The 13,994-nt window shown below is 58.4% G+C and carries 12 protein-coding genes; 9 read left to right on the top strand and 3 right to left on the bottom strand.

The window, feature by feature from the left end; genetic code table 11:
* Positions 1–16 precede the first annotated feature (16 nt).
* The 8 genes from infB (at position 17) to LB453_RS19660 (ending at position 10,057) form a co-directional block, all read left to right on the top strand.
* Positions 17–2,704, top strand: a complete 2,688-nt coding sequence (gene infB, locus LB453_RS19695) for a translation initiation factor IF-2 (RefSeq protein ID WP_103793789.1) — start codon at positions 17–19, stop codon at positions 2,702–2,704.
* 65 nt (positions 2,705–2,769) lie between these two features.
* Complete coding sequence (gene rbfA, locus LB453_RS19690; protein WP_103793790.1) at positions 2,770–3,177, top strand: 30S ribosome-binding factor RbfA; 408 nt, start codon at positions 2,770–2,772, stop codon at positions 3,175–3,177.
* Positions 3,177–4,121 (top strand): tRNA pseudouridine(55) synthase TruB, encoded by a 945-nt coding sequence (gene truB, locus LB453_RS19685; RefSeq protein WP_103793791.1) that lies wholly within the window; start codon positions 3,177–3,179, stop codon positions 4,119–4,121. Before rbfA ends, truB begins: the two co-directional genes overlap by 1 nt.
* Before the next feature lie 118 nt (positions 4,122–4,239).
* Entirely contained in the window at positions 4,240–4,509 is a 270-nt protein-coding gene (gene rpsO / locus LB453_RS19680) for a 30S ribosomal protein S15 (RefSeq protein WP_033749314.1), read from the top strand.
* Between the two features lie 307 nt (positions 4,510–4,816).
* Complete coding sequence (pnp, locus tag LB453_RS19675; RefSeq protein ID WP_103793792.1) at positions 4,817–6,952, top strand: polyribonucleotide nucleotidyltransferase; 2,136 nt, start codon at positions 4,817–4,819, stop codon at positions 6,950–6,952.
* Positions 6,953–7,083: 131 nt separating this feature from the next.
* The gene (gene nlpI / locus LB453_RS19670) at positions 7,084–7,968 is read left to right on the top strand and encodes a lipoprotein NlpI (protein WP_033749316.1); all 885 of its coding nucleotides are present in this window, start codon (positions 7,084–7,086) and stop codon (positions 7,966–7,968) included.
* 105 nt (positions 7,969–8,073) lie between these two features.
* Positions 8,074–8,130 carry a protein YrbN gene (gene yrbN, locus LB453_RS23460; protein WP_100229640.1) on the top strand — a complete coding sequence of 19 codons (57 nt, stop codon included), beginning with the start codon at positions 8,074–8,076 and terminating at the stop codon, positions 8,128–8,130.
* Positions 8,131–8,146: 16 nt separating this feature from the next.
* On the top strand, positions 8,147–10,057 hold the full coding sequence (locus LB453_RS19660; RefSeq protein ID WP_224481556.1) for a DEAD/DEAH family ATP-dependent RNA helicase: 1,911 nt from the start codon (positions 8,147–8,149) through the stop codon (positions 10,055–10,057).
* A 71-nt stretch (positions 10,058–10,128) separates the two neighbouring features.
* On the opposite strand, the gene LB453_RS19655 is transcribed toward LB453_RS19660, so the two are convergent.
* Positions 10,129–10,875, bottom strand: coding sequence for an SDR family NAD(P)-dependent oxidoreductase (locus LB453_RS19655; protein WP_103793794.1), 747 nt, complete (start codon positions 10,873–10,875; stop codon positions 10,129–10,131).
* A gap of 179 nt (positions 10,876–11,054) precedes the next feature.
* Between LB453_RS19655 and LB453_RS19650 the strand changes: the two genes are divergently transcribed.
* Positions 11,055–11,960: an AraC family transcriptional regulator gene (locus LB453_RS19650; RefSeq protein ID WP_103793795.1), complete on the top strand. Its 906-nt coding sequence runs from the start codon at positions 11,055–11,057 to the stop codon at positions 11,958–11,960.
* 18 nt (positions 11,961–11,978) lie between these two features.
* On the opposite strand, the gene LB453_RS19645 is transcribed toward LB453_RS19650, so the two are convergent.
* Complete coding sequence (locus LB453_RS19645; RefSeq protein ID WP_103793796.1) at positions 11,979–12,989, bottom strand: luciferase-like monooxygenase; 1,011 nt, start codon at positions 12,987–12,989, stop codon at positions 11,979–11,981.
* A gap of 116 nt (positions 12,990–13,105) precedes the next feature.
* Positions 13,106–13,987 carry a U32 family peptidase gene (locus LB453_RS19640; protein ID WP_103793797.1) on the bottom strand — a complete coding sequence of 294 codons (882 nt, stop codon included), beginning with the start codon at positions 13,985–13,987 and terminating at the stop codon, positions 13,106–13,108.
* Between the last annotated feature and the right edge of the window lie 7 nt (positions 13,988–13,994).

The raw sequence follows: 13,994 nt of genomic DNA, 5'->3' as shown, positions 1-13,994 counted from the left end.
AACAGGAAGGAACAGCATGACAGATGTAACCGTAAAATCGCTGGCCGCAGAGATTCAGACCCCGGTCGATCGCCTGGTTCAGCAATTTGCTGACGCGGGGATCCGCAAGTCGGAGAACGACGCGGTCACGCAGCAAGAGAAAGAAACTTTATTGTCTCACCTCAATCGCGAGCATGGTCAGACCGGCTCAGGCAAGTTAACATTGCAGCGTAAGACGCGCAGTACCTTGAATATCCCAGGCACCGGGGGTAAAAGTAAATCGGTGCAAATCGAAGTCCGCAAAAAGCGCACCTACGTAAAAGGTGATGCGGAAGCTGAACAGGCTGAAGCAGAAGCCCAGGCTCAGCGTGAAGCGGAAGAACAGGCGCAACGCGAGGCAGAAGAACAAGCCCGTCGCGAAGCTGAAGAAAAAGCGCAACGTGAAGCCGAAGAGAAAGCCAAGCGCGAAGCCGCTGAAAAGGCGAAGCGTGAAGCAGCGGAAAAAGAAAAAGTGACGAATCATCAAACCGACGATATGACCAAGGCTGCGCAGTCCGATAAAGCCCGTCGCGAAGCCGAAGCGGCTGAACTGAAGCGTAAAGCGGAAGAAGAAGCGCGCCGTAAGCTTGAAGAAGACGCACGCCGCGTCGCTGAAGAAGCGCGCCGCCTGGCCGAAGAAAAATCGGCTGAATGGGAGAAACCTGAAGAAGAGGATAAAGGCGACTATCACGTCACTACCTCTACTCATGCCCGTCAGGCAGAAGACGAAAACGACCGTCAGGTAGAAGCGGGCCGCGCGCGTGCGCGTACCACCGCTAAAGCCGCGCGTCCGGCGAAGAAAGGCAACAAGCATTCTGAAGCTAAAACCGATCGCGAAGAAGCGCGCGCGCAGTTCCGTGGCGGCAAAGGCGGCAAACACCGCAAGCCAAGCGCACTGCAGCAAGGCTTCAATAAACCTGCTCAGGTTGTTAACCGCGACGTCATCATCGGCGAAACCATCACCGTAGCCGAACTGGCTAACAAAATGGCGGTAAAAGGTTCGCAGGTCATCAAAGCGATGATGAAGATGGGCGCGATGGCGACCATCAACCAGGTTATCGACCAGGAAACCGCTCAGCTGGTTGCGGAAGAGATGGGTCACAAAGTGATCCTGCGCCGCGAGAACGAGCTGGAAGAAGCGGTAATGAGCGATCGCGATACCGATGCCGCGCAGGAATCCCGTGCGCCGGTCGTGACCATCATGGGTCACGTTGACCACGGTAAAACCTCGCTGCTGGACTACATCCGTTCGACCAAAGTCGCCTCGGGCGAAGCGGGCGGCATTACCCAGCACATCGGTGCTTACCATGTCGAAACCGACAACGGCATGATCACCTTCCTGGACACCCCGGGCCACGCCGCGTTTACCGCGATGCGTGCGCGTGGTGCGCAGGCGACGGATATCGTTATCCTCGTTGTGGCGGCTGACGACGGCGTGATGCCGCAGACCATCGAAGCAATCCAGCACGCGAAAGCGGCGGGCGTGCCGGTAGTGGTTGCCGTTAACAAAATCGATAAGCCGGAAGCCGATCCGGATCGCGTGAAGAACGAACTGACTCAGTACGGCATCATCCCGGAAGAGTGGGGCGGCGAAAACATGTTCGTCAACGTCTCTGCGAAAGCCGGTACCGGCATCGACGACCTGCTGAACGCCATTCTGCTGCAGGCGGAAGTGCTGGAGCTGACCGCTATCCGTGAAGGTATGGCGAGCGGCGTGGTAATCGAATCCTTCCTGGATAAAGGTCGTGGTCCGGTTGCGACCGTACTGGTGCGTGAAGGTACCCTGAACAAAGGCGACATCGTGCTGTGCGGCTTCGAATATGGCCGTGTGCGTGCGATGCGTGATGAGCTGGGTCGCGAAGTGCTGGAAGCGGGTCCGTCCATTCCGGTAGAGATCCTCGGTCTGTCCGGCGTGCCGGCAGCGGGTGACGAAGCGACCGTGGTGCGTGACGAGAAGAAAGCGCGTGAAGTTGCGCTCTATCGTCAGGGCAAGTTCCGCGAAGTCAAACTGGCGCGTCAGCAGAAGGCCAAGCTGGAGAACATGTTCGCCAACATGACCGAAGGCGAAGTCTCCGAGCTGAACATCGTACTGAAGTCCGACGTCCAGGGTTCTGTGGAAGCGATCTCCGACTCGCTGCTGAAACTCTCCACCGACGAAGTGAAGGTGAAGATTATCGGTTCGGGCGTGGGTGGTATCACCGAAACCGACGCCACGCTGGCTGCGGCTTCTAACGCCATCATCCTCGGCTTCAACGTGCGTGCCGATGCCTCTGCGCGTCGCGTCATCGATGCTGAAAACGTCGACCTGCGTTACTACTCCGTCATCTATAATCTGATCGACGAAGTGAAAGCAGCGATGAGCGGTATGCTGGCACCGGAGTTCAAACAGCAGATTATCGGTCTGGCTGAAGTTCGTGACGTGTTCAAGTCACCGAAATTTGGCGCGATCGCGGGCTGTATGGTCACCGAAGGCAATATCAAACGTCACAACCCGATCCGCGTACTGCGCGACAACGTGGTTATCTACGAAGGCGAGCTGGAATCTCTGCGCCGCTTCAAAGATGACGTTAACGAAGTGCGTAACGGCATGGAGTGTGGTATCGGCGTGAAGAACTACAACGACGTTCGCGTTGGCGATATGATCGAAGTGTTCGAAGTGATTGAAGTTAAGCGCACCATCGAATAAGCATTACGCGATGTGTTGCAATTTGGGAGGCCGCTGGCCTCCCGAATTATTTTGGAGAGTTGATTATGGCAAAAGAATTTGGCCGTCCACAGCGCGTGTCGCAGGAGCTGCAAAAAGAGATCGCCATCATTCTGCAGCGCGAGATTAAAGATCCGCGTCTTGGCATGATGGTGACGGTATCCGGCGTGGAAGTGTCGCGCGATCTCGCTTATGCCAAAGTGTTTGTCACCTTCCTCAACGACAAAGATGAGGATGCGGTGAAAAATGGTCTGAAGGCGCTGAAAGAGGCCTCCGGCTATATCCGTATTCTGCTCGGCAAAGCGATGCGCCTGCGCATTGTGCCGGAGCTGACCTTCTTCTACGACAACTCGCTGATTGAAGGTATGCGCATGTCGAACCTGGTGACGAACGTTATCAGAAACGACGTTGAGCGCCGCGGTGAGAACCCGGCGGAAGATGACAAGGAGGACTGATGAGTCGTCCTCGTCGTCGCGGTCGCGACGTCCACGGCGTGTTCCTGCTCGATAAACAGCAGGGCGCGTCGTCTAACGATGTGCTGCAAAAAGTTAAGCGTCTGTTTAACGCCAATAAAGCGGGCCATACCGGCGCGCTCGATCCGCTGGCGACCGGCATGCTGCCGATCTGCCTCGGTGAAGCCACCAAGTTCTCCCAGTATCTGCTCGACTCGGATAAGCGCTATCGCGTTATCGCGCGCCTCGGCGAGCGTACCGATACCTCCGACGCCGACGGCAATATCGTCGAAACTCGCCCGGTCTCGTTTAGCCAGGCTGAGCTCGACGCCGCGCTGGAGAGCTTTCGCGGCGACACCATGCAGGTGCCGACCATGTTTTCGGCGCTCAAGTATCAGGGGCGGAAGCTGTATGAATACGCGCGCGAAGGCATTACCGTGCCGCGCGACGCGCGTCCGATTACCGTTTTCGAGCTGCAGTTTATTCGCTGGGAAGGCAGTGAGCTGGAGCTGGAAATCCACGTATCCAAAGGCACCTATATCCGCACCATTATCGACGACCTGGGTGAGGCGCTCGGCTGCGGCGCGCATGTGATTATGCTGCGTCGCCTGCAGGTAGCGCGCTATCCGATTGAAAAGATGATGACGCTGGAGCAGCTGCAGGCCGTGGCGGCGACGGTAAACGCGGCGGAAACGCCCGATTACGCGCCGCTCGACGCGCTTTTGCTGCCGATGGATAGCCCGGCGGACGCGTTCCCCATCGTCAATCTGCCCTCTGCCGTCGCTGCCTTTTTTAAGCAGGGCATGCCGGTTGAGGCGGCGAATGCGCCGCAGCAGGGACTGGTACGCGTTACGGAAGGCGATGCGCATAAATTTATCGGCATGGCGGAAATCGCCGATGACGGGCGCGTGGCGCCGCGTCGTCTGGTGGTCGAGTATCCCGCGTAACGTTACGCAACGTCCTATTTGCGTTGCTATCGGTCGAAGAGTAGAATAGCGCGGCTTTAAAGCGGGTAGCTGAATTAGAGATCGGCGCCCATACATTCATTTATTACTGGAGTTTATTATGTCTCTAAGCGTAGAAGCTAAAGCAGAGATCGTTGCTAAATACGGTCGTGGCGCTAACGACAGCGGCTCAACTGAAGTTCAGGTTGCACTGCTGACTGCCCAGATTAGCCACCTGCAGGGTCACTTCTCTGAGCACAAGAAAGACCACCACAGCCGTCGCGGTCTGCTGCGCATGGTATCTCAGCGTCGTAAGCTGCTGGACTACCTGAAGCGTAAAGACGTTGCACGCTACACCAGCCTGATCGAAAGCCTGGGCCTGCGTCGCTAAGTCTGAAGAATCTGATCAAGGATGTAACGCAGAGAGTTTGCGAAAAAACGCGTCTTGCGATCAGATTCGTGCGAGTTTCACGAAAAGGGGGCCTTTACGGCCCCTTTTTTCGAGCAATGCGCAGCAATCCGGACCAAACTCATGTATTGTTGCAGTGAGTGATCTTCGTTTGCAGAGGTTCGCGCGGCTAATGAGAGGCTTTACCGCAGATTCGGTTAAGGGTTGTCATTAGTCGCGAGGATGCAACTGAGGATCGGTAATCCATGGCACGCCAGTGAGGCGTAGCCCCGAAGTTAAGGAATTCATTTTGCTGAACCCGATCGTACGTCAATTCCAATATGGTCAGCATACCGTCACGCTGGAAACCGGCATGATGGCGCGCCAGGCCACCGCAGCCGTTATGGCCAGCATGGACGACACCGCGGTATTCGTTACCGTTGTCGGCCAGAAAAAAGCTAAACCAGGTCAGGACTTCTTCCCGCTGACCGTGAACTACCAGGAGCGTACCTACGCTGCTGGCCGTATCCCGGGCAGCTTCTTCCGTCGCGAAGGCCGTCCAAGCGAAGGCGAAACCCTGATTGCGCGTCTGATTGACCGCCCGATTCGCCCGCTGTTCCCGGAAGGCTTCGTGAACGAAGTTCAGGTTATCGCCACCGTGGTTTCCGTTAACCCGCAGGTTAACCCGGATATCGTTGCGATGATTGGCGCCTCCGCCGCGCTGGCGCTGTCTGGCCTGCCGTTCAACGGTCCAATCGGCGCCGCGCGCGTCGGCTACATCAACGACCAGTATGTGCTGAACCCGACCGCTGACGAAATCAAACAGTCTCGTCTGGATCTGGTGGTTGCCGGTACGCAGAATGCGGTACTGATGGTTGAGTCCGAAGCGGACATCCTGACCGAAGATCAGATGCTGGGTGCAGTGGTGTTCGGCCACGAGCAGCAGCAGGTTGTGATTGAAAACATCAATAATCTGGTCGCAGAAGCGGGCAAACCGCGCTGGGACTGGCAGCCTGAGCCGGCTAACGACGCGCTGATCGCACGCGTTGCCGCGCTGGCCGAAGCGCGCATCAGCGACGCTTACCGCATCACCGACAAGCAGGAGCGTTACACTCAGGTTGGCGTCATCAAAGATGAAACCATCGCTGCGCTGCTGGCTGAAGACGAGACGCTGGACGACGCTGAAATCGGCGATATCGTACACAGTCTGGAAAAGAACGTGGTGCGTACCCGTATCCTGAACGGCGAACCGCGTATCGATGGCCGTGAAAAAGATATGATCCGTGGTCTGGACGTGCGCACCGGCGTACTGCCGCGCACGCACGGCTCGGCGCTGTTCACCCGTGGCGAAACGCAGGCGCTGGTCGCCGCGACGCTGGGTACCGCGCGCGACGCACAGAACCTGGATGAGCTGATGGGCGAACGTACCGACAGCTTCCTGTTCCACTACAACTTCCCTCCGTACTCGGTAGGTGAAACCGGTATGGTCGGCTCGCCGAAGCGTCGTGAAATTGGTCACGGCCGTCTGGCGAAGCGCGGCGTGCTGGCCGTGATGCCGAAGCAGGAAGAGTTCCCGTACACCGTGCGCGTTGTCTCTGAAATCACCGAGTCCAACGGCTCTTCTTCTATGGCTTCCGTGTGCGGTGCTTCACTGGCGCTGATGGATGCTGGCGTGCCGATCAAAGCGGCCGTTGCAGGCATCGCGATGGGCCTGGTGAAAGAAGATGAGAAGTTTGTCGTGCTCTCCGATATCCTCGGCGACGAAGATCACCTCGGCGACATGGACTTCAAAGTAGCCGGTAGCCGTGAAGGTATCACCGCGCTGCAGATGGACATCAAAATCGAAGGCATCACCCGCGAAATCATGCAGGTTGCGCTGAATCAGGCTAAAGGTGCGCGTCTGCACATCCTGGGCGTGATGGAGCAGGCAATCAGCACGCCGCGTAAAGAAATCTCTGAGTTCGCGCCGCGCATTTACACCATCAAGATCAATTCAGACAAGATCAAAGATGTGATCGGTAAAGGCGGTTCCGTGATCCGCGCGCTGACCGAAGAGACCGGCACCACCATCGAGATCGAAGACGACGGCACCGTGAAAATCGCGGCGACCGACGGTCTGAAGGCGAAAGAGGCGATTCGTCGCATCGAAGAGATTACTGCCGAGATCGAAGTGGGCCGTATCTACAGCGGTAAAGTGACCCGTATCGTCGACTTCGGCGCCTTCGTCGCCATTGGCGGCGGCAAGGAAGGTCTGGTACACATTTCTCAGATCGCCGACAAGCGCGTAGAGAAAGTGACCGACTACCTGCAGATGGGTCAGGAAGTGCCGGTTAAGGTGCTGGAAGTGGATCGTCAGGGCCGCGTCCGTCTGAGCATCAAAGAAGCGACAGAGTCTAAGCCGCAGGGCGAAGAAGCTGCCGTGACCAGCGCACCAGACGCAGAGTAATTCCCTGTTTGCCTCTCCTTATCCCATCGCGGATGGGAGAGGCGTTTGTGTCATCGCGAGGGCGGGAATCCTTGTGCACAGCAGGCGGATAACAGGAGCGTTGTCCTAATGTTTGTATTCGGGAGTGGGAAATGAAGCCTTTTTTGCGCTGGTGTTTTGTTGCGACAGCTATCACGCTGGCAGGATGCAGCAACTCCAATTGGCGTAAGAACGAAGTTCTTGCAGTACCTCTACAGCCCACACTGCAGCAGGAAGTGATTCTGGCGCGCATGGAACAAATTCTTGCCAGTCGCGCCCTTACCGATGATGAACGCGCACAGCTGTTATATGAGCGCGGAGTGTTGTATGATAGTCTCGGTCTGAGAGCACTGGCGCGGAACGATTTCTCGCAAGCGCTGTCTATAAGACCAGATATGCCGGAAGTGTTTAACTATCTCGGCATATATTTAACGCAGGCAGGCAACTTTGATGCTGCCTATGAAGCGTTTGATTCTGTACTTGAGCTTGATCCAACTTACAATTATGCGCATTTAAACCGTGGTATCGCCCTCTATTACGGCGGTCGATACAAGTTAGCGCAAGATGATCTGCTGGCGTTTTATCAAGACGATCCCAACGATCCTTTCCGCAGCCTGTGGCTCTATCTCGATGAACGCGAGATGGACGCTGATAAGGCGAAAGTTGCGCTGCAGCAGCGTTACGACAAAGCGGCCCGTGATCAATGGGGATGGAACATTGTCGAATTCTACCTTGGCGACATCAGTGAAAGCACGCTGATGGAACGTCTCAAGGCAGACGCAACGGATAACACCTCGCTCGCTGAACATCTCAGTGAAACCAACTTCTATTTAGGTAAGCACTACCTAAGTCTGGGGGAGAAGGACAACGCGAAAGCGCTGTTCAAACTGGCGGTGGCCAACAACGTCAATAACTTTGTTGAACACCGATACGCATTGTTGGAACTGGCGCAACTCGGCCAGACACAAGACGATTTATCAGAATCTGACCAGCAATAGCTGACGAACTTTTATTGCCTGAAGTACCCGTTAAGTCATCATCTTCCGGGATGAGGGCCTTTCTGTTCGTCAAAACTTCTAATTTGAGCCGGTTCACACTTTTTGATGAAAATGACTGAAAATTTTCACGACGAGTTATGTAGACTGGCCGCCGCAATCTAAGAGGCACGTGTACTACATGACTGATATTCAAACCACTTTTGCTGACCTGGGCCTGAACGCCGACATCCTCGAATCACTGAACGGCATGGGCTACGTTAAGCCTTCTCCGATCCAGGCTGAGTGTATTCCTCACCTGCTGGCGGGCCGCGATGTACTGGGTATGGCGCAGACCGGTAGTGGTAAAACTGCAGCGTTCTCGCTGCCGCTGTTAAACAACATCGATCCTGCTCTTCGCGCACCGCAGATCCTGGTGCTGGCGCCGACCCGCGAGCTGGCGGTTCAGGTTGCTGAAGCGATGACTGAATTCTCTAAACATATGCGTGGCGTCAACGTCGTGGCCCTTTACGGCGGCCAGCGTTATGACGTGCAGCTGCGCGCGCTGCGTCAGGGCCCGCAAATTGTGGTGGGCACCCCGGGTCGTCTGCTCGACCACCTGAAACGCGGTACGCTGGATCTCTCTAACCTGCGTGGCCTGGTGCTCGACGAAGCTGACGAAATGCTGCGTATGGGCTTCATCGAAGACGTTGAAACCATCATGGCGCAGATCCCGGAAGGTCATCAGACCGCGCTGTTCTCCGCGACCATGCCGGAAGCGATCCGTCGCATCACCAAACGTTTCATGAAAGATCCGCAGGAAGTGCGTATCCAGTCCAGCGTCACCACGCGCCCGGACATCAGCCAGTCTTACTGGACCGCGTACGGTCGTAAAACCGACGCGCTGGTGCGTTTCCTTGAAGCGGAAAATTTTGATGCCGCTATCATCTTCGTGCGCACCAAAAACGCCACGCTGGAAGTGGCTGAAGCGCTGGAGCGCAACGGCTATAACAGCGCCGCGCTGAACGGCGACATGAACCAGGCGCTGCGTGAGCAGACGCTGGAGCGTCTGAAAGATGGCCGTCTCGATATCCTGATCGCCACCGACGTTGCTGCGCGTGGTCTGGACGTTGAGCGTATCAGCCTGGTCGTTAACTACGACATCCCGCTGGATGCCGAGTCTTACGTTCACCGTATCGGTCGTACCGGCCGCGCCGGTCGTGCTGGTCGCGCGCTGCTGTTCGTCGAGAACCGCGAGCGTCGTCTGCTGCGCAACATCGAGCGCACCATGAAGCTGACCATTCCAGAAGTGGAACTGCCGAACGCCGAACTGCTGAGCAAGCGTCGTCTGGAGAAATTCGCCGCGCGCGTACAGCAGCAGCTGGAAAGCAGCGATCTCGACCAGTATCGCGCTCTGCTGGAGAAACTCTCTCCGCAGGAAGAGCTGGATATGGAAACGCTGGCTGCCGCGCTGCTGAAAATGGCGCAGGGCGAACGTCCGCTGATCGTACAGCCGGATGCGCCGCGTCCGCAGCGTCGCGAGTACCGCGATCGCGACGACCGTCGTGATGACCGCCGCTCACCGCGTGAAGCGCGTGACAACCGCGAAGGCGGCGATCGTCCGCGTCGTGAACGTCGCGACGTCGGCGAAATGGAGCTGTACCGCATTGAGGTGGGCCGTGATGACGGCGTTGAAGTACGTCACATCGTCGGCGCTATCGCCAACGAAGGCGACATCAGCAGCCGTTACATCGGCAACATCAAGCTGTTCGGCACCCACTCGACCATCGAGCTGCCGAAAGGCATGCCGGGCGATATCCTGCAGCACTTCACCCGTACGCGTATTCTCAATAAGCCGATGAATATGCAGCTGCTGGGCGATGCGCAGCCGCAGAGCGAAGGGCGCGGCGAACGTCGCGGCGGCCGTGATTTCGGCGGCGAGCGCCGTGGCGGCGGCAACCGTGAAGGTGGTCGCGAAGGCGGACGTCGTTTCTCTTCCGAGCGTCGTGAAGGCGGTCGTGAAGGCGGACGTAGCAGCTTCAGCCGTGAAGGCAGCCGCGGTCCGCGTCGCGAAGAGGGCGCTGCTGCAGCGCCGCGTCGTCGCGAGTTCTGATAATCAGCCTGGCTGATTGATAAAAAGGGAAGCCTTCGGGCTTCCCTTTTTTTTTACCTTTCTTTCTCTTCTCAGGCACCACCAGCTATCAGAACGCGCTCGCCGCTGATATAGGCGGCCTCCTCTGAGGCGAGAAACAGCGCCACCTGCGCCACATCTTCCGGCAGCCCGAAGCGCCCCAGCGGCGTCGCCGCCAGCAGCTGCGCCTTAAGCTGCGGATTGAGCTTTTTGGCCGCCAGCAGCCCTTCCGTCATAATAATACCCGGCGCCAGCGCGTTGACGCGGATATTGCGCGGGCCCAGCTCGCGCGCCAGCCCCTGCGTCAGCGTATCGATAGCGCCTTTGGTGGCCGCCCAGAGTACCGAACCCGGCGTGCTCTGCTGGCTGTTCAGCGCGCTGAGATTGATAATGCAGCCGCCGCGCGCAGGAAAGCGCCGCGCCGCCTGCTGGCAAACCAGCAGCGTGCCGAGCAGGTTCACGTTAATCTGCTGCTGCATCTCCAGCAGGCTCAGGGCGCCAAACTCGCCGTGATGAAACTGGCCGGCGTTATTGACCACAATATCGGGCGTGCCGAAGTGCGCCTCTGCGGTTTCAAACAGCCGCTCGACGTCTGTTTCGCGCGAGATATCCGCCTGCACCGCCAGCCCTTCGCTGCCCAGCGTGTGAATATCGCTCACCACATCCACCGCGCCTGGCTCATCCTGGCGATAGTTGACCACCACGCGCGCGCCAGCCGCGCCAAATGCCGTAGCGATGGCCGCGCCAATGCCCTTTGAGGCGCCCGTCACCAGCGCAATTTTTCCATCAAGTGCTTTCATCTTGTCTCTCCACCTGAGTATCGCGTTTGCAAAATATGCGCTTTCAGGCTGATTGTGCGGTAGCGCAATCCTGCAAGTCTCTTGCACGATCCTGCAAATCTGGCGGCCAGGCGGCTGCGTTCGTTGCGGGTTCAGGTAACATGTTCGCCAGCATTTATTCGCGAAGAAGGAGGGAGAATATGGCGGAACCGGCGCAGCTGGCGCATCTGGCGCAGCTTATCGCGCGTCATGCGGCCGACGATGGCCGTCACGACAGCGCGATTGATTTTCTCTTTTTCGGCCGTAGCTCGCGGCCATCGGAACCAACCTACCATGCGCAGTGGGCCAGCTTCGCGCTGGTTGCGCAGGGCGGAAAAGCGCTGCGCATAGGCGAGGAAATTATTCATTACGGTCCTGGCGATCTGCTGCTGGTGACGATGGATATGCCGGTGCGCTCCTGCGTAACCGTTGCGACGCCGGAGAAGCCCAATCTCGGCATTGGCATCGCCATTAACGAAGCGCGGTTAATGCGCTATCTCGAAACCTTTCCGCTCACCTCGTCGCTGCTGGATGCGCGCACCGAACGCGGCATCGCCGCCCATAAAGTTTCGCCGCTGCTGGTGGACGCGGTCATCCGTCTGATTCGCCTGCTGGATCAGCCGCAGGATATCGCCGCGCTGGCACCGCTTATTGAGCAGGAGATCTTTTATCGTCTGCTGACCGGCCCGGAAGGGGGCCGCATCCTTAATATGGCGCTGGCGGAGCGGCCCGGTAACAAGGTGGCGCGTGCGGCACGCTGGCTGCGGGAGAATTTTCATCAGCCGTTAAAAATCGGCCGGCTTGCCAGCAGCGTCGGCATGAGCGCTTCGTCGCTGCATCACCATTTCAAAGCGGTCACCGCGATGACGCCGATGCAGTATCAGAAGCAGCTGCGCCTTAACGAAGCGCGACGCCTGATGATGGTGGAGAAGCTGGATGCGGGTACGGCGGGCTATCGCGTGGGGTATCAGAGTGCGTCGCAGTTCAGCCGGGAGTACAGCCGTTTTTACGGCCGGTCTCCCGCGCGCGACGTGCGTCAGCTGGCGGTGGGGCCGGAAGCGTCGTAGCGCCCACCGCAGAAAAGCTTACAGCGAGCGGGCCGCTTCCATCGCGATGGCGAAGGAGCGCAGACGCGCCTCGGTATCGAAGATCTGGCCGTTGACCATAATCTCATCCGCCTGGGTTTCGCGCATCAGTCCGGCCAGGCCGTGACGCACCTTGTCGGCATCGCCAACCAGCGACATGCTCAGCGCCTGCTGCACGCCATACTGCTCCGACGGCGACCACAGGTTATCCATGTTTTCCACCGGCGCAGGCAGCGGGCCCGGCTTACCGCGGCGCAGGTTGATAAACTGCTGCTGCTGCGAGGTAAACAGGAAGCGCGCGTCACGCTCGCTGTCAGCGGCCACGACGTTAATGCAGACCATGGCATAAGGCTTCTCCAGGCGCGCCGACGGCTGGAATTTTTCACGATAGAGATGCAGCGCCTGGAACAGCTGATCGGGCGCAAAGTGCGACGCAAAGGCGAACGGCAGGCCGAGCTGCGCCGCCAGCTGCGCGCTGTAGAGGCTGGAGCCAAGCAGCCAGACCGGAATTTTCATGCCCAGGCCAGGCACGGGCTGAACCGCCGGCTGCGCATCTTCGTCGGCGTCGAACCAGTTAATCAGTTCCTGAACATCCTCCGGGAAGGTATCCGCATGGATGCTGGAGAGGTGGCGGCGCAGCGCCATCATGGTGCGCTGGTCGGAGCCGGGCGCGCGGCCCAGGCCTAAATCGATACGGCCGGGATAGAGCGAGGCCAGGGTGCCGAACTGCTCGGCGATCACCAGCGGCGCATGGTTCGGCAGCATAATGCCGCCCGATCCCAGATGCAGGGTGGTGGTATTGGCCGCCAGGTAGCCGATCAGCACCGACGTCGCCGCGCTGGCGATGCCGGTCATATTATGGTGCTCGGCCAGCCAGTAACGTTCATAACCCAACGCTTCCGCCTGACGCGCCAGCGCCAGCGAGGTATGAAAAGCATCGCGCGGGGTCGAGCCCTGAGGAATCGGCGCCAGATCCAGCACGGAAAGACGAAGGGGTTTTTTCTCAGACATGGGCACTCCAGTTGGGTATGGCGCAGGTGATGATTGACCTGCACCAACCAGTATTACGTAATAATGCCCATATTAAAACTGCTAACAACGGCAGGCGGCTAGCCTGTATGTGCCTTTCAGGAGGACAGCAGCGTCATGCCGGCCACTTTACGCCAGTAGCCGTTGCAGTCGTTGCCGCTGGCCAGCATCAGCGGCGACTGGCCCTCTTCATTGGCGCGGAAGCGAGCAATCTCCTCCAGCGTCGCGGGGCTCTGCGGCGAGAGGCGCAGAATATCGACCCAGCCACGCATGCCCACCAGATCGTTGCCGAGGTTATAGCAGTAGCCGCTCATGGTCTGAATGCCGTTGAGCACGAACACCTGCTGCCCTTCCTGTGAATGGACGCGGCGTCCGTTAGGGTAGTTGATGCAGCAGGTCTGGCAGTCATCTTTGGCGCGATTTTCGGCGCGGGCGGTAAAGCAGCGCGCCGACAGCGCCAGCGGCAGATAGCCGTAGCCCAGCACCTCCACCTCGAACTGGCTGCGAATGTTGCGCTCCTCGCTCTGCTGCAGCAGCTGCAGCAGCCAGTCGCGCGACATCTCCACCGGCATGCACCAGCGCGTCATGCCCTCTTTCACCAGCAGATGCAGCGTTTCGACGTTATAGACGTTCAGCGTAGGCCCGGCGACAAAGGGCAGCTTGCGCTCGGCCGCCATGTTCACCGTGCCGATATCGTTGGCCTCAATCAGAAACTCGCCGTTGTCGACGTAGCGCTTCAGCTCTTTCAGCTCCGAGGGCGACTGCAGCAGCGCCAGCGTGCTCAGCACCACCTGCTTGCCGCTGGTTGCCAGTTCGCGCGCCAGCTCCATCCAGCGCTGAAACGACGTGGCGCGTCGTTTGCTGCACACCGCCTCGCCGAGGTAGACAATATCCGCGCTGCTGTTTGCCGCCTGCTGATAAAAGTTCGCCAGCTGCTCTGTCGGCCAGTACCACAGCACCGGGCCGATTGCGTATTGCATTCTCTTC

The organism is Pantoea agglomerans (assembly GCF_020149765.1).
Lineage (GTDB): Bacteria > Pseudomonadota > Gammaproteobacteria > Enterobacterales > Enterobacteriaceae > Pantoea > Pantoea alvi.
The sequence above is the reverse complement of the archived record's forward strand: the minus strand, read 5'-3'. Positions and strand labels throughout refer to the sequence as shown.